At 59.5% G+C, this 19,205-nt stretch carries 23 protein-coding genes and 1 pseudogene; 9 read left to right on the top strand and 15 right to left on the bottom strand.

All coding sequences use genetic code 11. The features are described 5' to 3' along the window. Positions 1-215: 215 nt before the first annotated feature. Positions 216-554, bottom strand: coding sequence for a P-II family nitrogen regulator (glnK, locus tag BN1115_RS04510; protein WP_005341406.1), 339 nt, complete (start codon positions 552-554; stop codon positions 216-218). Positions 555-755: 201 nt separating this feature from the next. Here glnK and arfB point away from each other — a divergent pair, with 201 nt between their 5' ends. Beyond that, positions 756-1,172, top strand: a complete 417-nt coding sequence (gene arfB, locus BN1115_RS04505) for an alternative ribosome rescue aminoacyl-tRNA hydrolase ArfB (RefSeq protein WP_019445599.1) — start codon at positions 756-758, stop codon at positions 1,170-1,172. A gap of 32 nt (positions 1,173-1,204) precedes the next feature. Beyond that, on the top strand, positions 1,205-1,696 hold the full coding sequence (locus BN1115_RS04500) for a methylated-DNA--[protein]-cysteine S-methyltransferase (RefSeq protein WP_042656246.1): 492 nt from the start codon (positions 1,205-1,207) through the stop codon (positions 1,694-1,696). 378 nt (positions 1,697-2,074) lie between these two features. On the opposite strand, the gene BN1115_RS04495 is transcribed toward BN1115_RS04500, so the two are convergent. From BN1115_RS04495 to tapT, 4 genes are all read right to left on the bottom strand, one after another. Next, complete coding sequence (locus BN1115_RS04495; protein ID WP_005340360.1) at positions 2,075-2,500, bottom strand: hypothetical protein; 426 nt, start codon at positions 2,498-2,500, stop codon at positions 2,075-2,077. Between the two features lie 194 nt (positions 2,501-2,694). After that, positions 2,695-3,468 (bottom strand): peroxide stress protein YaaA, encoded by a 774-nt coding sequence (gene yaaA, locus BN1115_RS04490; RefSeq protein ID WP_042656245.1) that lies wholly within the window; start codon positions 3,466-3,468, stop codon positions 2,695-2,697. A 47-nt stretch (positions 3,469-3,515) separates the two neighbouring features. Beyond that, complete coding sequence (tapU, locus tag BN1115_RS04485; RefSeq protein ID WP_042656338.1) at positions 3,516-4,625, bottom strand: type IVa pilus ATPase TapU; 1,110 nt, start codon at positions 4,623-4,625, stop codon at positions 3,516-3,518. A gap of 28 nt (positions 4,626-4,653) precedes the next feature. Then, the gene (gene tapT / locus BN1115_RS04480) at positions 4,654-5,688 is read right to left on the bottom strand and encodes a type IVa pilus ATPase TapT (protein ID WP_042063177.1); all 1,035 of its coding nucleotides are present in this window, start codon (positions 5,686-5,688) and stop codon (positions 4,654-4,656) included. Between the two features lie 39 nt (positions 5,689-5,727). On the opposite strand from tapT, the gene BN1115_RS04475 reads away from it, so the two are divergent. From BN1115_RS04475 to BN1115_RS04455, 5 genes are all read left to right on the top strand, one after another. Beyond that, positions 5,728-6,429: a YggS family pyridoxal phosphate-dependent enzyme gene (locus BN1115_RS04475; RefSeq protein ID WP_042656244.1), complete on the top strand. Its 702-nt coding sequence runs from the start codon at positions 5,728-5,730 to the stop codon at positions 6,427-6,429. A 142-nt stretch (positions 6,430-6,571) separates the two neighbouring features. Beyond that, entirely contained in the window at positions 6,572-7,396 is an 825-nt protein-coding gene (proC, locus tag BN1115_RS04470) for a pyrroline-5-carboxylate reductase (protein WP_042656243.1), read from the top strand. Positions 7,397-7,407: 11 nt separating this feature from the next. Continuing rightward, a complete protein-coding gene (locus tag BN1115_RS04465) occupies positions 7,408-7,959 on the top strand; it encodes a YggT family protein (RefSeq protein WP_042011910.1) in 552 nt (183 codons plus the stop codon). Next, positions 7,959-8,261 carry a DUF167 family protein YggU gene (yggU, locus tag BN1115_RS04460; protein WP_005340341.1) on the top strand — a complete coding sequence of 101 codons (303 nt, stop codon included), beginning with the start codon at positions 7,959-7,961 and terminating at the stop codon, positions 8,259-8,261. Before BN1115_RS04465 ends, yggU begins: the two co-directional genes overlap by 1 nt. Positions 8,262-8,304: 43 nt before the next feature. Further along, positions 8,305-8,724, top strand: coding sequence for a DUF4426 domain-containing protein (locus tag BN1115_RS04455; RefSeq protein WP_005340339.1), 420 nt, complete (start codon positions 8,305-8,307; stop codon positions 8,722-8,724). Positions 8,725-8,825: 101 nt separating this feature from the next. On the opposite strand, the gene BN1115_RS04450 is transcribed toward BN1115_RS04455, so the two are convergent. The 8 genes and pseudogenes from BN1115_RS04450 to BN1115_RS22160 all read right to left on the bottom strand — a co-directional run bounded on the left by BN1115_RS04450 (position 8,826) and on the right by BN1115_RS22160 (position 16,384). Further along, entirely contained in the window at positions 8,826-10,022 is a 1,197-nt protein-coding gene (locus BN1115_RS04450) for a NupC/NupG family nucleoside CNT transporter (RefSeq protein ID WP_042656242.1), read from the bottom strand. A 182-nt stretch (positions 10,023-10,204) separates the two neighbouring features. Beyond that, entirely contained in the window at positions 10,205-11,140 is a 936-nt protein-coding gene (locus BN1115_RS04445; protein WP_042656241.1) for a LysR family transcriptional regulator, read from the bottom strand. 82 nt (positions 11,141-11,222) lie between these two features. Beyond that, positions 11,223-11,759 carry a glutathione peroxidase gene (locus BN1115_RS04440; protein WP_042656240.1) on the bottom strand — a complete coding sequence of 179 codons (537 nt, stop codon included), beginning with the start codon at positions 11,757-11,759 and terminating at the stop codon, positions 11,223-11,225. A 58-nt stretch (positions 11,760-11,817) separates the two neighbouring features. Further along, on the bottom strand, positions 11,818-12,381 hold the full coding sequence (locus tag BN1115_RS04435; RefSeq protein ID WP_042656239.1) for an NnrU family protein: 564 nt from the start codon (positions 12,379-12,381) through the stop codon (positions 11,818-11,820). Positions 12,382-12,606: 225 nt separating this feature from the next. Then, positions 12,607-13,740: a glycerate kinase gene (locus tag BN1115_RS04430; protein WP_042656238.1), complete on the bottom strand. Its 1,134-nt coding sequence runs from the start codon at positions 13,738-13,740 to the stop codon at positions 12,607-12,609. Between the two features lie 9 nt (positions 13,741-13,749). Beyond that, on the bottom strand, positions 13,750-15,012 hold the full coding sequence (locus tag BN1115_RS04425) for a GntP family permease (RefSeq protein ID WP_005340326.1): 1,263 nt from the start codon (positions 15,010-15,012) through the stop codon (positions 13,750-13,752). 117 nt (positions 15,013-15,129) lie between these two features. After that, positions 15,130-16,245 (bottom strand): annotated as a pseudogene (locus tag BN1115_RS04420) (sugar diacid recognition domain-containing protein). Next, on the bottom strand, positions 16,232-16,384 hold the full coding sequence (locus BN1115_RS22160; protein WP_425247523.1) for a sugar diacid recognition domain-containing protein: 153 nt from the start codon (positions 16,382-16,384) through the stop codon (positions 16,232-16,234). The pseudogene BN1115_RS04420 and the gene BN1115_RS22160 overlap by 14 nt, the downstream one beginning before the upstream one ends. Before the next feature lie 208 nt (positions 16,385-16,592). Between BN1115_RS22160 and BN1115_RS04415 the strand changes: the two genes are divergently transcribed. Next, entirely contained in the window at positions 16,593-16,967 is a 375-nt protein-coding gene (locus BN1115_RS04415; RefSeq protein WP_042656337.1) for a YacL family protein, read from the top strand. A gap of 79 nt (positions 16,968-17,046) precedes the next feature. Then, complete coding sequence (locus tag BN1115_RS04410) at positions 17,047-17,343, top strand: hypothetical protein (RefSeq protein ID WP_042656237.1); 297 nt, start codon at positions 17,047-17,049, stop codon at positions 17,341-17,343. A gap of 43 nt (positions 17,344-17,386) precedes the next feature. Here the strand turns inward: BN1115_RS04410 and BN1115_RS04405 are convergent, their stop codons facing one another. Both BN1115_RS04405 and BN1115_RS04400 read right to left on the bottom strand, forming a co-directional pair. After that, a complete protein-coding gene (locus BN1115_RS04405) occupies positions 17,387-18,136 on the bottom strand; it encodes a substrate-binding periplasmic protein (RefSeq protein ID WP_042656236.1) in 750 nt (249 codons plus the stop codon). A gap of 221 nt (positions 18,137-18,357) precedes the next feature. Further along, positions 18,358-19,059: a substrate-binding periplasmic protein gene (locus tag BN1115_RS04400; protein WP_244152218.1), complete on the bottom strand. Its 702-nt coding sequence runs from the start codon at positions 19,057-19,059 to the stop codon at positions 18,358-18,360. Between the last annotated feature and the right edge of the window lie 146 nt (positions 19,060-19,205).

Raw genomic sequence — 19,205 nt, 5'->3', positions numbered from 1 at the left:
TTTGCATTCTGCATACATCTTATAAGCGGATCAAGAAAGCTCGCCGTCGCCACATCACATATTTAATCGCCCATAAATGAAAAGGGCCGGATGGAATCCCATTCGGCCTCTTCTGAGCAAAACGTTATGTTGATCAGGCTTCAATAAGCACTCACGCCATCGGGATTCCCCGAGATCGGGAGGTCAACAGATCTGTACGTCACGGATGCGGTTCATCACAGCGCCTCGTCGTCACTCTCGCCGGTGCGGATGCGCACCGCTTGCAGCAAGTCGTAGACAAAAATCTTGCCGTCGCCGATCTTGCCGGTATAGGCCGCCTTGCAGATCGCCTCGATCACCCCTTCCACGTTATCATCGGCGGTAGCAATCTCCAGCTTCACCTTGGGCAGGAAGTCGACCTGATACTCGGCTCCCCGGTATAATTCGGTGTGTCCCTTCTGGCGGCCAAATCCCTTGACCTCGGACACGGTCAGCCCTTCCACCCCCAGGTTGGCAATAGCCTCGCGGACATCGTCCAACTTGAACGGTTTGATAATCGCACTAATCAGCTTCATCTGGTTGCTCCCAATCCATGGTGTGTCATGAATCGGGTTTCAATTCTTATGCCAAGTATTTTTATTGTTTTATTTCATATAGATAGAGTTTAATGTCGGCGCCATTCGCCAGGTACATCCCCATAACTGGCCAGCACGCCCCATAATGAGGCACCATGCTGCAGCGGTCAGCGGGTATGCACCAAACAAGAGCAAAACAGCATGTTAGTTATCTCCAACAGCGTCACAATTCCCTGGCATGAGCTGCAATTTCAGACCATGCGGGCACAGGGCAACGGTGGACAGCACGTCAACAAGACCGACTCCGCCGTCTGGTTGCGCTTCGATTACCGCAACTCTCCCAGCCTGACGCCCCTCTACAAGGAGGGTCTCGACAAGCTGAGCGACAGCCGGGTACACGATGGCTTTGTACTGATCCGGGTCGAGAGCCATCGCAGCCAGGACATGAACCGCAAGGAGGCGATGAGCCGTCTGGTGGAGTTGCTGAAAAAAGCAGCCTGGCGCCCCAAGGCCCGCCATGCTACCAAGCCGACCCGCAGCTCCCAACGCAAGCGGGTCGATGCCAAAAAGCGCAAGGGGGATATCAAATCCGCCCGCGGCAAACCGGTTCTGGACTGAGCCAACCCCCAGCCCCCAAAGGATGTCAGCCGATGAGATACAGTTTTTGCGACAGCGCCCGCGGCCCCCTGCTCATTGCCATCAATCAGGATGGTCTGCGCTATGTGGAGTTCGTGCGGGGGGAGCAGCCGGTAACTCCGACCGATGAGTGGCAGCGTGATGACCTGGCTCTTGCTCCTTTCGTCGAGCAGTTCACCGCCTATTTTGCCGGAAAATTACAGCAGTTCGATCTGCCCATGGCAGCGAAGGGCACCCCGTTCCAGCAAACTGTGTGGAACGCTTTGTGTGATATCCCCTATGGCGAGACCGTGAGCTATCTCGAGATTGCCCAGGCTATCGGCAATCCCAAGGCGGTGCGGGCGGTAGGCGCTGCCAATGGCCGCAATCCGCTCAGCATCATAGTACCCTGCCATCGGGTGATCGGACGCAGCGGCGAGCTGACCGGCTATGCTGGCGGCATTCCCATCAAGCGCTGGTTGCTGGCACTGGAACAGGCAGGCACAACATTCGAGCTGGCCCCATGATTCGAGCTGGCCCCATGACACGATGAGCGCCCCGGAGAGGGACGGGACAATATCGTGGCCAGAATGAAAAGGCTTTGAGCCTGAGGCCACGCTTTGCTGACAAGATGAACAGAAAATGAAGAATCGCCTCAGAACTACTTCAGATTGAGCTTGGCATTATGGCTCCATACTTGAATGGCACGGCTCATTCGCTGATTCAAGTAGCACCCATGTGACGCTTCCAATCTGTCTTTTTCCCCGCGCCTCCTCTGAGGCGCTTTTTTTGTGCCGACACAACAGGCCACCACTTGGGCTGAATGGCCTGAACGCCACAAAATCTGCACCCGCCCAAAAACCCAGAGGCGAAGGATCATCCTTCGCCTCTGACGTAACAGCTGGCTACTCGCTCTGAGGCAGGAACTGCAATTCCGGCGCCGAGGAGGTCAGCACATCGGCGCAATAATCCCAGGTCGAGATGCGATAGTGCTGCAGATCTTCATCCAGATGCAGGCCGTCCGACTCCTGATGGAACCAGCTGGCAAAACGGGATGGGGTGATGAGCTGGATCTGCTCTTCGATAGCGTGGCTATCCTTCCCCTCGGCCAGATCGCAATCTTCGATAACCCGCAGGGCGTAGATATGGCGAAAATAGACCCGGCAGAGGATTTGCGGGGGCAGATCGATGCTGCGTGCCCGCCCCAGCATGATGGTCAGGGAGTCGCTCCAGAGATCCTGATGCAGCTCGGCCACAACCAAGCCGGGCGGTAGCTGGCGGGACGGAGCCCAAGGGACGGCAACCTGCCGAATGGCATTTTTCTGTTCCATATTCACCTCGCAACGACTCGCTCCCTGTCTTGAGTCTATCTGAACCACATAGTCCCGGCGAAGGCAATCGATGGACAATAAAAACGGCAATAAAAAAGCCGACGTATCAAACGTCGGCGAATAAAAAGTGCTTACAACAGAGGATTCACATATTCAGACCCGCGGGTCGAAAGATTGGTTCCCTCTTTTTGTAATTAATTTTCGGCGCGTTTAAACATCAGGGTATTGGCATCCGACTCTTCCGGCACGAAATAGTAACCCTCGGCGTTGAAACCGGTCAGTTGCTCCACCTCGGTCAGACGGTGCTTGATGATGTGGCGAGCCATCATGCCGCGCGCCTTCTTGGCGTAAAAGCTGATGATCTTGAACTGGCCGTTCTTCTCATCCTTGAACACCGGGGTGACAATCCGCCCTTTCAGGCTCTTGGGCCGTACCGACTTGAAATACTCGTCGGAGGCCAGATTGATCAGCACCTCATCCCCCTGCGCGGCCAGCGCCTCATTGAGATGGTGAGTGACCACCTCGCCCCAGAACTGGTAGAGATCCTTACCGCGGCTATTGTCGAGCCTGGTCCCCATCTCCAGCCGGTAAGGCATCATCAGATCGAGGGGGCGCAGCACGCCGTAGAGGCCGGAGAGCATCCGCAGGTGCGCCTGAGCGAAGTCAAAATCGGCCTCGCTGAAATCCTCCACTGCCAATCCGGTGTAGACATCCCCCTTGAAGGCCAGCAGTGCCTGACGGGCGTTGGCAGGGGTAAAATCTGGCTGCCACTGCGCAAACCGCGCGGCGTTGAGGCCAGCCAACTTGTCACTGATCTTCATCAGGCTGGCGATCTGATCCGGGCTCAGTTGACGGGCCCGGCTAATCAGTTCGGCAGAGTGATCCAGCAGCTCGGGTTGGGTGAAACGGGGGGTCACCAGCGGTGACTCGTAATCCAGCGTCTTGGCCGGGGAAACCACAATCAGCATAACGTTCCTTTATGGCGAGGGGCCGAACAGCAGGTCGGCCCCATGATTCATTCATCCAGCGTCACATTCTCCAGCGTGCCGGAGCCAAGCGTCTCCTGACCAGAGAGCTTGATTTGCAGACGCAAATCATTAGCCGAGTCGGCGTGAGCGAGGGCCTCACTGTAGCCAATCTGGCCGGCACAGAACAGGCTGAACAACGCCTGATCGAAGGTCTGCATGCCCAGCTCGGTGGATTTGGTCATCACCTCCTTGAGGCGGTGCATCTCACCCTTGCGGATGATGTCGGTGATCAGCGGGGTATTGAGCAGCACCTCGAACGCGGCAAAACGCCGCTTGCCATCCATGCTTGGCACCAGTTGCTGGGCAACGATGGCTTTCAGGTTGAAGGAGAGATCGAACAGGAACTGGCGATGTTTGTCTTGCGGCACCAGATGGAGGATGCGATCCAGCGCCTGGTTGGCGTTGTTGGCATGCAGAGTGGCGAGGCAAAGGTGGCCGGTCTCGGCGAACTGCAGAGCAAACTCCATGGTCTCCGAGCTTCTGATCTCGCCGATCAGGATCACGTCCGGCGCCTGACGCAGCGAGCTCTTCAGCGCCACATCGAACGACTCGGTATCGATCCCCACTTCACGCTGGGTCACCAGACTGCGGCCATGCTGATGGACGAACTCCACCGGGTCTTCCACCGTCAGAATGTGGCCATCGGCATGCTGGTTGCGATAGCCGATCATCGCCGCCTGAGTGGTGGACTTACCCGCGCCGGTGGCCCCGACAAACAGCACCAACCCCCGCTTGGCCATGGCGACCTCCTGCAGGATGTTGGGCAACTGCAGATCTTCAAAGGTGGGGATGCGGGTCTCAATGCGACGTATCACCATGCCGGGCAGCTCCTGCTGCCAGAAGGCGCTAACCCGAAAACGACCCAGCGCCTCGCGATAGATGGCGTAGTTGGCCTCCTTGGTGCGGATATAGCGCTCGAAGTGATCGCTGCTCAGAGTATCCCTGACCAGCGTCAGCGCCCCCTTCTTGTCGAGCGCCTCGCCCCCCAGCGACACCAGATGGCCATTGACCTTGAGAGTGGGCGGCGAGCCCACCGTCACAAACAGATCCGAGCCTTTTCGTTCGACCAGTTCGCTCAGCAATTCATCCAGATTCATCATTTATCCCTCCCTGGGTTCGACGCTCTTAAACGCTGTTGGGATCGACGGCCTTGGCCTTGGCATCGAGGGATGCCACCACGCCGCGGCTCACCAGCTGCTTGAGGCTCTGATCCATGGTCTGCATGCCGTGGGTCATCCCGGTCTGGATCACCGAGTAAAGCTGGGCGATCTTGTCCTCACGGATCAGGTTACGCACCGCCGGAATGCCCATCATGATCTCGTGTGCCGCCACCCGGCCGCCACCAATGCGCTTGAGCAGGGTCTGGGAGATAACCGCCCGCAGCGATTCGGAGAGCATGGAGCGCACCATGTCTTTCTCCGCACCGGGGAAGACGTCGATGATACGGTCGATGGTCTTGGCCGCCGACGAGGTGTGCAAGGTGCCAAACACCAGGTGGCCGGTTTCGGCGGCAGTCATGGCCAGACGAATGGTCTCGAGGTCACGCATCTCGCCCACCAGAATGATGTCCGGGTCTTCCCGCAGTGCCGAGCGCAGGGCGTTGCTGAAGCTCTTGGTATCGCGGTGTACTTCCCGCTGGTTCACCAGACAGCGCTTGTTCTCATGGACGAATTCGATGGGGTCTTCGATGGTGAGAATGTGGTGATGGAAGTTCTCGTTGATGTAGTTGACCATGGCCGCCAGGGTGGTCGATTTGCCGGAACCGGTCGGGCCGGTCACCAGCACCAGACCGCGCGGGTATTCGGAGATCTTGCGAAAGATCTCCGGCGCATCGAGATCCTCGAGGCTCAAGACCGTGCTGGGAATGGTACGAAATACCGCGCCGGAACCGCGCGCCTGCTGGAAGGCGTTAACCCGGAAACGAGCCAGATTGGGCACCTCGAACGAGAAATCGACCTCGAAGTTCTCCTCCAGCTCCTTGCGCTGATGGTCGTTCATGATGTCATAAATGAGGGCATGCACTTCCCGGTGTTCCAGGGCGGGCAAATTGATCTTGCGAACCTCACCATCAACCCTGATCATCGGTGGAACCCCGGCCGAGAGGTGTAGATCCGAGGCTTTATGCTTTACACTGAAAGCCAATAACTCTGTGATATCCATAGACTTGTCATTCTCCCATCACAAGATCACTAACGAAATATGAACCAGATTGCCCAGCACCTGTTTCAGGTAAAGGAACGTATTGCCCAGGCCGCCGAACGGGCGAGCCGCAACCTGCAGCAGATCCGCCTGCTGGCCGTGAGCAAGACCAAGCCCGTCGAGGCCGTCATGGCCGCCCATGCCGCAGGTCAGCGCTGCTTTGGCGAATCCTACGCACAGGAAGCGGCGACCAAGATCGATACCTTGCGCCAGCAGCCGGAATATTGCGACATAGAGTGGCACTTTATCGGCCCTTTGCAATCGAACAAATCCAAACTGGTCGCCGAACGGTTCGACTGGGTGCAGAGCGTGGATCGGGACAAGTTGATCGACCGCCTCAACAACCAGCGTCCCGCCAGCATGGCACCGCTAAATGTTTGTCTGCAAATCAATATTAGCGGAGAGAGCAGCAAATCCGGAACGTCGGAACAAGAGATTTTCCGCCTTGCCGAGCTGGTCTCCCAGAGTGACCGACTGGTGCTGCGGGGACTGATGGCCATTCCCGAACACACCAGTGACGAGACCGTCCTGGCCGCCCAAATGACCCGCATGCAGACTCTGTTCACCGAGCTTGCGCGACAATACCCGAGCGTCGATACCCTCTCGATGGGCATGACCGAAGATCTCGAGCTGGCCATCGCCTATGGCAGCACCATGGTGCGGGTCGGCACCGCCATCTTCGGAGCCCGTGACTACTCATAGGCAAGGCCAGCGGATAACCGATAGCTCCGCCTCTTGCCACGACTTCATCAACAGGAGCGTTTGATGGAACACCGAATTCTGGCGTCAGGTGGTGCAGGCAGCACCCACCTCACCGCGACCCCATGTGCTACAGGAGCATCTGATGCAGCATAGAACGCTGGCCTTTATCGGCGCGGGCAACATGAGCCGCAGCATCATTGCCGGACTGGTCAAGGCGGGCTATCCCGCCGGACAGATCACGGCCGCCAACCCCAGCCGCCCCAAGCTGGAGGCGCTGGCGAGCGAACATGGCATTCGCATCACCCAGAGTAATGCCGAGGCGGCCCGCGACGCCGAAGTGATCGTGCTGGCGGTCAAGCCGCAGCTGATGGCTGGCATGCTGGCTGCGCTGGTTGCCGAGCTGGGCTCCCTTGAGGGCAAGTTGCTCATCTCCATCGCGGCCGGTATCAAGGTGGCGCGCCTTGGCGAGATGGCCGGTGGCCATGACCGCATCATCCGCACCATGCCCAATACCCCGGCCCTGCTGGGTCTGGGCATGACCGGCCTCTATGCGCCCGAGCATATTGGAGCCCGCGATCGCGAGTTTGCCGAGCAGATGATGCAGGCGGTCGGCAAGACCCTGTGGGTGGAGCAGGAGTCCGGCATCAACGGCGTCATCGCCGCGGCGGGCAGTGCCCCGGCCTACTTCTTCCTCTTTATGCAGGCCATCGCCGAAGAGGCAGAGGCAATGGGCTTCTCGCCCGATCAGGCACGCCTGCTGGTTCAGCAGACCGCGCTGGGCGCTGCCGCCATGGTGGAGCAGAACCCCGAGCTGGCGCTGCAAACCCTGCGCGAGCAGGTGACCAGCAAGGGCGGCACCACTGCCGAAGCAATCAACACCTTCCAGCAGCAGGGGCTGATGCCGCTGACTGCGCAAGCCATGCAGGCGGCCGTCGCTCGTGCCACCGAAATGGAAACCCTCTTCTAACAGGAGCCCAGATGAACACTGCTTACTTTCTGATTAACACCGTTTTCGATCTCTACCTGATGGTGATCCTGCTGCGCGTCTGGTTGCAGTGGGCCCGCGCCGACTTCTACAACCCGATGAGCCAGATGGTGGTCAAGCTGACCAATCCGCTGGTGATCCCGCTGCGCCGCGTTATCCCGGGCTTTGGTGGCATCGATCTCGCCTCCGTGGTGCTGGCGCTGGTCATCGCCTTTGCCAAGCTGGCCCTGCTCAAGAGCATGAACGTGCTGCTGGCAGACTGGCTCAGCATCAGCCTGTTCGCCGCACTGACCGTGCTGAAGAAAGCCGGTTCGATGATCTTCTGGGTACTGCTGATCCGCGCCATCCTGAGCTGGGTCAGCCAGGGCCGCAACCCCATCGAATACGTGATGCATCAGCTGACCGAGCCGTTCCTCGCCCCTATCCGCCGCGTACTGCCGGCACTGGGCGGGCTGGACTTGTCGGTACTGGTCGCCTTTATCGGCCTGCAAGCCATCAACTACCTGCTGGGTGACCTGTTTGGCCAGCTGTGGTGGATGATTTGATGCCAGCCGTCCTGCAACAAGGGGATGAACTGGTACTGCATCTGGTGATCCAGCCCAAGGCGAGTCGGGATCAGATCATCGGATTGCATGGCGAAGAGCTGAAAGTGGCCATCACGGCGCCGCCCGTCGATGGCCAGGCCAACAGCCATCTGATCAAGTTTCTAGCCAAGCAGTTCAAGGTGGCCAAGGGACAGATCACCATAGTGCGGGGCGAGCTGGGGCGACACAAAACCGTCGCCATCGACAGCCCCAAACAGTTGCCGCAAGAAGTGAGTGCGCTGCTGAATGACACGCAAGGCTGAATGAATCGGCCTGCGCCAACCGTAGATATGAGAGGGATGACAGATGAAAACAGCCTGGATGAGTGGCCTGCTGGCACTGCTGATGACCCTGCCGCTCAAGGCAGAACAGATGAAGGAGCTTGGGCCCTGGCTGGTGCACTACAACGCCTTCAACTCCAGCTTCCTCACACCAGAGGTCGCCAAGGCGTATGGACTGGAGCGCAGCCGCTACAACGCCATCATCAATATCGCGGTACAGGACAAGCAGAAAGTGGCGCAAGCCGTGGGGATCACCGGTGAGGCCAAGAACCTGACCGGTACCATCCGCACCCTGAACTTTCAGGAGGTAAAAGAGGGGGATGCCATCTACTATCTGGCGACCCTCCCCTACCGCAACGAAGATACCTATCAGTTCACCCTGAAGATCATGGGCGGTGGGCAGCAACAGAACCTCAGCTTCCAGCAAACCTTCTACGTCGACTGAGCAGCAACAAGAAGCCCCGACCAAGGCCGGGGCTTCATTTTATCCATATGACAAGGGCGCCATCAGGGCGCCCTTGTTGCATCTATCCCGTACCGCAACGGTTACAGGGCGAGGAACAGACCGGCCAGACAGGCACTCATCAGGTTCGCCAGCACGCCGGAGAGAATGGCGCGCATGCCGTAACGGGCGATGAAGGATTTGCGCTCCGGCACCATGGAGCCCAGACCACCGATCAGGATCGCCATGGAGGAGATGTTGGCAAAGCCGCACAGGGCGAAGGTCACGATGGCCTTGCTCGACTCGCTCAGGGTCTGATCCTGCACCAGACCGATGAAGGCGACGAACTCGTTGACCACGATCTTGGTACCGATCAGGGCACCCGCCGCCTGCGCCTGCTCCCAGGGCACACCGATCAGCCAGGAGACGGGGGCAAACAGCCAACCCAGAATGATCTGGAAGCTCAGATCCAGCCCCACCAGACCGCCAGCCCAACCCAGCAGGCCATTGAGCATGGCGATCACGCCGACGAAGGCCAGCAGGGTGGCACCGACCGCCACCGCAATATTGAGGCCAGACATGGCGCCATCGGCCGCCGCTTCGATCACGTTGGTGGCGCGGGGGATCTCGACATCCTGATGGTGATCGACCTCTTCAGCTCCCGGCGGCACCAGGATCTTGGCCATCGCCAGACCGGCAGGGGCCGACATGAAGGCGGCAGCGATCAGGTATTTCAACTCAACCCCGAGGCTGGCATAGCCCACCAAGGTGCCACCGGCGACAGAGGCGAGACCACAGCTCATCACCGCGAAGAACTGGGAATCGGACATCTTGGAGAGGTAGGGTTTGACCACCAGCGGCGCTTCCACCATGCCGACGAAGATGTTGGCGGTCGCGGAAAGACTCTCGGCACGGCCGGTGCCCAGCAGCTTCTGCAGACCGCCGCCCAGCAGGGCGATCACCCGCGGCATGATACCGATGTGGTAGAGGATGGCGATCACTGCAGAGAAGAAGATGATGACCGGCAACACGTTGAAGGCAAAGATGAAGCCCAGCTTGAACTTGGCCAGATCACCGAACAGGAAGGCGATCCCCTCCTGACCATAACCGATCACGCTGCTGACGCTTTCGCTGACCCCGTTCAGCACGTGCTGACCGGCAGGCAACCAGAGCACCAGACCGGCAAACATGATTTGCAGGCAGAGGGCAAGGCCAACTGTTCGCAACGGGATACGACGACGATTATCAGAGCAGATGACGGCAAGCGCCAGGATACTCAGGATGCCGAGCAGGGCAATCATAGGGACTCCATCAGGTGGGGCAAAAGATGGGCGCGGATTCTGCGCCTCTCACCCCGTCACTGCAAGTCCGCTTGGTTACAGCTCTGTTAGCAAAAACGTTTTCACGATATCGGTTGCGCCAACTGGCTGATTTGGTTCAATTTTAGTATCACGCGAAAGCCAGTGTTTTTATATGGAAACGATCATTCCTCACTGCCGGACAATTTACCGCCTAGCCAGGGGGCCAGCCGCTGCTCCCAATAGGGTTCTGGACCAAAGCGGGCCTTGAGGAAATCGATGAAGAGACGGATCTTGGGATCCAGATGTTCGCGGCGGGCGTAAACGGCGTGTACCGCCATCTGCTGATTTGGCCGCCACTGGGGCAACAGCGGGATCAGCTGACCGCTCTGCAGCTCCTTGTCCAACAGGTAGTTGGCGATATAGGCGATGCCCAGTCCGGCCAGCGCCGCATCGCGCAACGCCTCCGCCATATCCACCCGATAGTTACCCGCCACCTGCACCGTCTGGCGCTCCTTGCCCTGACGAAACGCCCACTGATGATAGCGGCGCTCCCGGCTCTGGTAGGTGATGCAGTTGTGCTGGGCCAGATCCTTCGGATGGAGCGGCGTGCCGTGGCTCAACAGGTAATCCGGCGAGGCCGCCAGTACGAAGCCGATGTCGGCCAGCCGCTGCCCCACCAGCCCTTCCGGCTTGTCTTCGTAAGTGGTGATCCAGAGATCCAGCCCCTCATCCACCAGACTGGTTCTGTGGTCAAACAGCGAGACCTCCAGCTCCAGCTCGGGATAGCAATCCTGAAACGCCTTGAGATGGGGAATGACATGCAAACGACCGAAGGATTGGCCGACCCCGAGATGGAGCACACCGCTCACCTTGCCGCGCCGCTCGGCGATCATGGAGTCCGCCTCCTGCGCCACCGCCACCAGCGCATGGCAGTGACGGGCATACTCCTGCCCCAGTTCGGTCAGGGCGAAGCGGCGGGTGGTACGCTGCACCAGCTGGGCGCCGAGGGTGGTCTCAAGCAGCGCCAACTGCTTGCTGATATGGGATTTGGAGACTCCGAGACGGCGGGCAGCGGCAGAGATCCCCTGCTCGCGCACCAGCGCATCGAAGATGACCATTTGGGGAAGACGTTGCAGCACAAGATAACCAGAGTGAGTGGCGGGCGCCCATTATTCCAGAGCCGCCCGCCAAGGGGTAGGGTCAGAGCCCCAGCGCCCGGGTGATCTGCAGTTTGAGGGGATCGTCAGCCGGATTCTGGTTGGCGCCGTAGCTGGCGATCAGCTTGCCATCACGCCCCACCAGATACTTGTGGAAGTTCCAGTTCGGCTCATCCCCGTCTGCGGCCGCAGCCAGCCCCTTGAACAACGGCACGGCATCGGAGCCCCGCACCGCCACCCGATTGAACATCGGGAAGGTGACGCCATAGTCGCGGCGGCACACCTCGGCAGTCTTGGTCTCGTTACCCGCCTCCTGCCAGAAGTCGTTGGAGGGGAAACCCAGAATAATCAGCCCTTTATCCTTGTAGCTCTGGTAGAGCTTCTCCAGATCGCGGAACTGGCCGCTGTAGCCACAGTAGGAGGCAGTATTGACCACCAGCACCACCTTGCCCTCGGTCAGTTGACAGAGGTTGTGGCGCTGAGAGTTGTTGAGCTCCCGCATCTCCACATTGAAATAATCGGGGCATGCCGCAGAGGCCGCGCTGGCCCCCAATAACAGCAACAGAGTGAACCATTTCATCGCCAAGACTCCTTTTGTTTTATCCATCATACGCGGTTACCAAGCCTGCAGTTCACGCTCAATGCAGGGGAATGCCGGTCAACCAGCCGTGGCCCCAGAAAACCAGCAGCGCGGTGGCCGCCAATCCCGCACCGACGCTGATGCCGGTGCCCGTCCAGTTGGCCGCCGGGCGCGGTGCTTGTTGCCACTCCCGCACCGAAATCCAGACGATGCTCACCAGCGCCCACAGCCCGATGCCGCCAAACAGCACCAAGGATCGCGCCTCGCTGTTGACCAGCAGATGGGCCACCGCCCAGAGCAAGGTGCCAAGCAGTTGGGGATGCACCAGCCAGCGGCGCAGATGATTAGCACCCTGACCGGAGAAGAAGAGGATCAGCGCAAAGGGCATCATCACCGTCATGGTCATCGGCCCCCAATCCGGCAGGAAGTAGAGCGGCAAGGCGCTGGCCGACCGCCAACCGGCGATGATGCAGGCGATGGCGACAAACACCAGCAGGGAGAAGAGCCCCTTGTAGCGATTCTCACCCAGCCGCTCGCGCAGCCGCGCCCGATGGGCCACGGCAAAACAGGGGTAGAGATGGATCAGGGTAAACAGCGCAACCCCCAGGGTCAGCAGGAACATGCGTCTCTCCTTGTACTTGGTACGACCACTATGCCGTAAAGGGAGAGATGCGCCTATAGAAACCAGTGACAGGGCAGGATACGGGGAACGTGAAGGAGACAAAAAAGCCGACCTCGAAGGGTCGGCGAAAAGTGCTAAGGGCAACCGGATTTCTCATCAAATGAGAAAGGCCCCCTCACGGGGCGAGGGATGGTCGATGCCCGGGTAGCAGGCATCGACCAAATATCAGCGGGGCAACCGATAGAGCGCGGCCACGTTGCGCGCGGTCAGCTCGATATTGATGCTGGCGGTGGCCAACGCCTCCGGCAGGGACATGGCGCGGTTGACCACGGCGAATACCGCATCCAGCCCGTGCTCGTGTACCACACCACAATCGTCGGTCAGACAGCCGGAGATACCGATCACCGGCTTGCCGAACTGCTTGGCGCAGCGTGCGACACCGATTGGCGTCTTGCCGTGGATGGTCTGGCTGTCGATGCGACCTTCACCGGTGATGACCAGATCCGCATCGGCCACTTCCTCGGCCAGTTTCAGGGCCTCGATGACGATCTGGATACCGGGCTTGAGCTCGGCACCGAGCAGGCCGACCAGCGCGGCGCCCATGCCACCGGCTGCGCCCGCCCCCGGAATATCCTTCACCTGTTTGCCGAGCGCCTGCTCGATGCAGTCGGCGTAACGGGAGAGGTTGGCATCGAGTTGCGCCACCATCTCGGGGGTCGCCCCCTTTTGCGGGCCAAACACCGCGGAAGCGCCTTTCGGGCCGCACAGCGGGTTGTTCACATCGCACGCCACCTCGATGACCAGCTCGCTCAAGCGCGGATCCAGACCGCTCAGATCGATGGTCGCCAGCTCACTGAGACCACCACCGCCCAGCTCGATGGCAGAGCCATCGGCTTTGAGCAGCTTGCCACCGAGTGCCTGGATCATGCCGGCACCGCCGTCATTGGTGGCGCTGCCGCCGATACCGAGGATCAGGTGTTTCACTCCCATCTCCAGCGCGGCCAGGATCAGCTCGCCGGTACCGAAGCTTGAGGTGAGCAGCGGATTGCGCTGCTCGGGCGCAACCAGATGGATGCCGGAGGCGGCGGCCATCTCGATGACGGCGCGCTGGCCATCACCCAGCAGGCCGACGAAGCCCTGCACCTTGTTGCCAAGAGGCGCGGTCACTTCGACCGGCAGGATGCGGCCACCGGTGGCATCAACCAGCGATTGCACCGTACCTTCACCGCCATCGGCCATCGGCAATTTGACGTAGGTGGCGTTCGGCAGCACCTGTTTGAAACCGGCCTCGATGGCATCAGCCACCGCCATGGCGCTCAGACTCTCCTTGAATGAATCGGGGGCAATAACAATTTTCATATCAATTCCTTAGGCGAGGCCAAACACGCCAAACATCAGGGTGGAGACAGTGGCAATGGTCAGACCGACTGCTGTTTCGTAAGGGATAAGTTTCAGACGCTCCCCCACCCCCATGTGGACGCTGCCACCAGTGGCATGGAAGAAAGAGCCGTGGGGCATGTGGTCAAACACGGTGGCACCGGCATGGATCATCGCCGCTCCGGCCAGACTGCTGATCCCCAGTTCAATCAGGGTGGAGCTGAATACGTTGGAGGCCACCACGGTACCGGCGGTGGTCGAGGCGGTCGCTAGCGACATCAAAGCACCGGAGATAGGCGCCAGCAGGTAAGAAGGCAGACCGGAGGCGGTCAGGCCGCTGATCAGCACATCTTTCAGGCCGGAGTTGGCGATGATGCCTGCCAGGGTACCGGTACCCAGCAGCATGATGGCAACCGGCGCCATGCGGGCGAGGCCGGAGACCGCAAACTGGTTCACCTTGCTGAATTTACCCATCATCAGGGCACCAACCAGACCACCGAGGGGCAGTGCAATCAGCGGATCCACCACGATACCGGCGACCGGCCGCAGGGCCAGCAGCAGGATGGCGACCAGCGGCGCGCTGATGGCGGCGGCAAAGCCCGGCAACTTGGCACCGGCAAAGCTCACCACTTCATCAGCAGCAACCTTGCTGCCCTTGTTGTTCAGCCGCTTGGCCAGCCAGTAGGCCATCACCAGACCGAACAGACCCGGAATGATGCCTGCCGCCATCACAGAGGTGAGGGGCAGATGGAAAGCATCAGCCGCGGCAATGGCGTTGGGGTTGGGGGACATGACGTTACCCGCCTTGCCGCCGCCGATCATCGCCAGCAGGATGGCCGCCTTGGAGAGGTCGGCACGGCGGGCGATGGCCAGCGCGATGGGGGCGACCGTGATAACGGCCACATCCACGAATACGCCGACCGCAGTCAGGATCAGAGTCGCCAGCGCCAGTGCCAGCAAAGCGCGGGTTTCACCCAGCTTCTTGACGATGGTCTCGGCGATAGTGGTGGCCGCACCCGATTCGATCAGCACGCCCGCCAGTACACCGGCCGCCAGGATCCGCATCACCGCAGTGGTGATCCCCTGGGCGCCGCCGATCATCAGGGCGACGGTCTGGGTCAGGTCGGCACCGCCAATCAGGCCACCGGCCAGGGCACCCACGATCATGCCGTAAGCGGGCGGCACCTTCTTCAAAATGAGGATGATGGCGATGGAGAGCGCCGCGATGGCGCCAAGGGCTGTAACCGGGATCATGACGGACACCTTGAATAGATAGAGTGCTCGCCATTATGGGGATGCAAAGCGATAAATCTTTAGACGAAACGACAAATAACAGACACTGAAAAGCACGTTAATTGTAAAAACAAACAATTACATACTCAGATTAAGTCCCAGGTAAAGCTGAAATTTGTCGTCTAACTTGTTGAAATTCAACCCGGTTATCTGCTCTATCCGCCCCAGCCGATAGCGCAGGGTATTGGGGTGAATGAACAAGGCTTCGGCACAGCGATGCAGATCACAATCCTGCAAGAAATAGTGGCGCAGGGTCTTCTGCAACGCCCCCTTGCTATCCTCTTCGGCCAGTTTCAGCAAGGGAGCACGCAGCTGATCCGCCTGCCAGGAGTCCATCAGACTCCCCAGCAGCACCGGCAAGCGGTAGTCCTCAAAGAAGTAGACCTGCTTGCGCGGCGCCTGCCGCATGCCACGACGCAATGTATCCCGCGCCGTCTGGTAAGAGCGCGCCAGCCCGTCGATCCCGGCAAAGTAATCGCCCACCGCGATATGCACCTTGAAGTGGGGAATACGGGCCAGCAACTGCTTGATCCGGCTGCGCTCCTGCGCCGACTGCCAGACCCCCTCGCTCAGCTGCGCCGGTTTGAGCACCACTATCTCGTCGAGCCCGTTGATGGCGACCAGATTGTCTCGCTCCGGATTTTCCAGCTGATGAACCAGCTCCCGCAACCGAGCCGGATCGGCCTCCTCCAGCGCCAGCACCGCCACCACCCGAGGCTGGGCCAAGTCCAGCCCGAGAAAGCGGGCCGCCTGTTGCAGCTGATCGACTCGCCCCTCGCCCCGAATGAGCTGCAACACCAGCTCCTCCTTGTGGCGCTTGTCCCACTACAACTGCTCGGTGAGCGCCGCCTGCTCCAGGATCAGCTCGGCGGTCATCCGCACCAGTTCGGCGTAAGCGCGCACTTCATCCGGATCGCCGGAGATGCCGATCACCCCGATCAGCTCCCCCTGATAGGCGATAGGCAGGTTAATGCCGGGCCGCACCCCCTTGAGCTGCAAGGCGGTCGCTTCGCTGATCTCCACCACCCGGTTTTCGGTGAGCGCCAGCACGGCCCCTTCATGGCGTTCATGGATCCGCTCCGGATTGCCGGACGCAATAATGAGGCCGCGTTCGTCCATCACGTTGACCGAAAAGGAGAGGATCTTCATCGCCCGGCTCACAATCTGGCGTGCGAGCATGTCATTTAGCTGCATAGGTACTCCGCTGAACCAACCGGGAATAACCAGAGGCGATGACCAGTCTCTGTGACTCATCCGTCACGTTGACCGAAAACGACAGGATCTTCATCGCCCGCGCGACGATCTGGCGGGCAAGACGCTCATTTAGTTGCATAACATCTCCGGACAAGAGGCAGATCAGGCTGTGCTGCCCGCGTTAACCGGCAGCAGATGGGCGCAAAGATGCCACATCATCAAGACAAGCGAGAGGGGGATCGCTAGAATAGGCCACTTTACCCGATGTGTGCCCCGCCATGGAGCAGGAATTGCGTGCTTGCACCCGCCTGCCCGTGATGGCCCATCCCTCCGATCTGGACTGTGCTATGGATTATGAATTTCGCCGCGACCCGTTTGGTGGCTATCGCGCCCGGTTCTCCATGGGCCATGAAGCCATCGGTCAGTGGTTGATCGACGAGGTTGGCAAGGATGAAGAGAAGCTCGACGAGCTCTTCGCCATCATTGACCAGCTATCCAACCGCACCCGAGTCGAATACCGGCTCAATGGCGGTGACTACTCCCTGCTGCTGACCCATGAAGAGGCGGAGGTGAAAGCCAACGCCCTCAATATCGAGCTGGATGAGGATCTCGACGATCTCGCCTACTACGATGATGAACAGCTGGCCATGTGCGGGCTGGAAGATTTTGCCCAGGTGCTCGCCTCCTGGCGCGCCTTTATCCGTAACGAGGATATGGGCTGATTGACCCGATATCGGGTTAAAATACGAAATGAATATGTCGGGCAAACATGCCCTTTTGCCTAACTCAACAGGATTGACTATGTCTATTTACGATTTTGATGACGAACTGCCGGAAGACGAAGAACAGGAATCCACCAAGAAAGCAGCTGTGCCAGCCAAGAAGAAAGGCAAGCAGGTGATGAACACCCAGGTCAACCTGAGCCCGCGTGATGCCAGCCGCCTCAACGGCATGCACGTTGAAGCCATCACCACCCTGGACGACGTCAGCCTGCCGAAGAACGTCATCTTCAAGGCTGGCCTGATCGCCCTGGGTGAGCTGGAAGCCAGCAAGCGCGCCGATATCATCGCCCGCGTGATCGCCGAATCAGGCCGCTAATCCCCCCCTCTGAATGCAAATAAGCCGGCGCGATTGCTCCGGCTTATTTTTTCTGCCATAGATGGCACCGCCCGCCGTTACGCCCCCCTACCAGCTCATCATAACTTCCGTTGGCATGTAATGTTGCCAGCGCGCGGTTGAAGCGCCGTACCACATCGGCCCCATCGGGTAATTTGCGCGAGACAATCAGATAGAGTGCCTCGGCCTCGCGAAAATAGGGCAAGGGTTGCAAATGACAGGGGTCGCCAAATGCCTGCAGGCTGGCGTCCGCCATCACGGCATCATTCATGGTTATCAGATCGACCCGTTGACGCGCCAGCAACTGCAGACACTGCGTCAGGGTCTTGGGACTCTGTACGATCAACCCGAACTGCTTTACCACGCTATCAAAGTTGCTGGAGCTCCAACCCAGAGGCATACACACTTTCAACCCCTGCCATCGGCCATCCAGCACGGCCTGACTGCCGCGGTAGGTGAACCATGAGAGGTGATCGAGATGGATGGGATCGCTGTAGTAGAAATCAAGCTCGCGCTCGCGGGTGCGAGCATACGGGTAGGTCGCGGTGGCCAGACCATTGAGGGCCTGTTGATAGCCCCGGGCCCAGGGCAGATAGTCCACAGCCAGATCGTGATAGCCGGCAGTGTGCAGCACCCTGGTCACCAGTCGGGTGCTCTGCCCGCCCTCCGGTAAATCGGCGCCGGAATAGGGGGAATAGTCCCCGGTCACCAGCGTCAACGGGGCACTGGATAGCCATCCACACCAACAACCGAGCAGCCACCAACCGTGCTTCATCCCGACCTCTGAAATTCAGTGCATGCGAACAGGGAGACGATCCTGATATTAGCCGCAACACCGACAATTGACGCCGTTATCAGTATCTAGGCAAGTCAGGCTCCCCATACCGCTCAACCGTTGCTTCACGGCATGCCGATATCTGCGTTGTGATGACCCTCCAAGATCCATCAAGCCGGAGTCACGGCTCCGGCTTGATGTTTTTTATGCTCCCCCTCTCATCATCTATCGCAACGGGGCAACCGGGGTAAGGCTCCGGGAACCAGCTTGTCGTAATGACCACTGGCGCGAGCTTCAGCCAGCACCTCGTTGAAGCGTTCAATCAGCTCATGCCCCCCTTGCAACTTGCGCGAAACCAGCAGATAGAAGGTATCGCGCTGGCGAAAATAGGGGAGCGGTTGCAGATAGTTGGGATCACCGAACACCTGCATGCTGGCTTCTGCCGTCACCGCATCGTTCATCGGCATCAGATCAACCCGCTTGAGCTCCAGCATTTTCAAGCACTGCGCCAGACTCTTTGGGCGGGTGAGTTGCAAGGAAAAACGGGCAATGACCTCATCCGCGTGACTGGTACTCCAGCCTGCGGGAATGCAGACCCGCAATCCCTGCCATTTGCCGTCGAGCACCCGATCGCTGGCGCGATAGCTGAACCAGGAGAGGTAATTGATGTGGATGGGGGCACTGTAATAGAAGAGCTTGGCCCGCTCGCGCGTCCAGGCATAGGGGAAAGTGGCGGACACCAGACCGTTGCGCGTCAGCTCATAACCCCGGTTCCAGGGCAAAAACTCCACCTTCAGCTCGTCATAGCCCGCCTCACGCAGCAGGGTGGTGACCAGCCGGGTACTCAGGCCGCCATCAGGCAGCGCAGCCCCGGAATAGGGTGAGAACTCCCCGGTCACCAGCGACAAGGGGGCGCATGACAACCATCCACACCAACAACAGAACAACCAGCCATAGTGCTTCATCACCATCCCTCTTTTTACTCACTTATTGAGTATAGGAGGCTGGCCCGGATAACCCGCTCTGGTTGCCTTTGCGCCGATGCACCTTAGATGGTCGCCCCGGTTTG

Source organism: Aeromonas allosaccharophila (genome assembly GCF_000819685.1).
In the GTDB taxonomy this organism is placed as follows: domain Bacteria; phylum Pseudomonadota; class Gammaproteobacteria; order Enterobacterales; family Aeromonadaceae; genus Aeromonas; species Aeromonas allosaccharophila.
This window is presented reverse-complemented; position numbering and strand designations above follow the sequence as displayed.

Coding starts and splice junctions, on each gene's coding strand:
- glnK (WP_005341406.1), bottom strand. CDS start 554: ATGAAGCTGATTAGTGCGATTATCAAACCGTTCAAGTTGGACGATGTC.
- arfB (WP_019445599.1), top strand. CDS start 756: ATGTTAGTTATCTCCAACAGCGTCACAATTCCCTGGCATGAGCTGCAA.
- BN1115_RS04500 (WP_042656246.1), top strand. CDS start 1,205: ATGAGATACAGTTTTTGCGACAGCGCCCGCGGCCCCCTGCTCATTGCC.
- BN1115_RS04495 (WP_005340360.1), bottom strand. CDS start 2,500: ATGGAACAGAAAAATGCCATTCGGCAGGTTGCCGTCCCTTGGGCTCCG.
- yaaA (WP_042656245.1), bottom strand. CDS start 3,468: ATGCTGATTGTGGTTTCCCCGGCCAAGACGCTGGATTACGAGTCACCG.
- tapU (WP_042656338.1), bottom strand. CDS start 4,625: ATGAATCTGGATGAATTGCTGAGCGAACTGGTCGAACGAAAAGGCTCG.
- tapT (WP_042063177.1), bottom strand. CDS start 5,688: ATGGATATCACAGAGTTATTGGCTTTCAGTGTAAAGCATAAAGCCTCG.
- BN1115_RS04475 (WP_042656244.1), top strand. CDS start 5,728: ATGAACCAGATTGCCCAGCACCTGTTTCAGGTAAAGGAACGTATTGCC.
- proC (WP_042656243.1), top strand. CDS start 6,572: ATGCAGCATAGAACGCTGGCCTTTATCGGCGCGGGCAACATGAGCCGC.
- BN1115_RS04465 (WP_042011910.1), top strand. CDS start 7,408: ATGAACACTGCTTACTTTCTGATTAACACCGTTTTCGATCTCTACCTG.
- yggU (WP_005340341.1), top strand. CDS start 7,959: ATGCCAGCCGTCCTGCAACAAGGGGATGAACTGGTACTGCATCTGGTG.
- BN1115_RS04455 (WP_005340339.1), top strand. CDS start 8,305: ATGAAAACAGCCTGGATGAGTGGCCTGCTGGCACTGCTGATGACCCTG.
- BN1115_RS04450 (WP_042656242.1), bottom strand. CDS start 10,022: ATGATTGCCCTGCTCGGCATCCTGAGTATCCTGGCGCTTGCCGTCATC.
- BN1115_RS04445 (WP_042656241.1), bottom strand. CDS start 11,140: ATGGTCATCTTCGATGCGCTGGTGCGCGAGCAGGGGATCTCTGCCGCT.
- BN1115_RS04440 (WP_042656240.1), bottom strand. CDS start 11,759: ATGAAATGGTTCACTCTGTTGCTGTTATTGGGGGCCAGCGCGGCCTCT.
- BN1115_RS04435 (WP_042656239.1), bottom strand. CDS start 12,381: ATGTTCCTGCTGACCCTGGGGGTTGCGCTGTTTACCCTGATCCATCTC.
- BN1115_RS04430 (WP_042656238.1), bottom strand. CDS start 13,740: ATGAAAATTGTTATTGCCCCCGATTCATTCAAGGAGAGTCTGAGCGCC.
- BN1115_RS04425 (WP_005340326.1), bottom strand. CDS start 15,012: ATGATCCCGGTTACAGCCCTTGGCGCCATCGCGGCGCTCTCCATCGCC.
- BN1115_RS22160 (WP_425247523.1), bottom strand. CDS start 16,384: ATGCAACTAAATGAGCGTCTTGCCCGCCAGATCGTCGCGCGGGCGATG.
- BN1115_RS04415 (WP_042656337.1), top strand. CDS start 16,593: ATGGATTATGAATTTCGCCGCGACCCGTTTGGTGGCTATCGCGCCCGG.
- BN1115_RS04410 (WP_042656237.1), top strand. CDS start 17,047: ATGTCTATTTACGATTTTGATGACGAACTGCCGGAAGACGAAGAACAG.
- BN1115_RS04405 (WP_042656236.1), bottom strand. CDS start 18,136: ATGAAGCACGGTTGGTGGCTGCTCGGTTGTTGGTGTGGATGGCTATCC.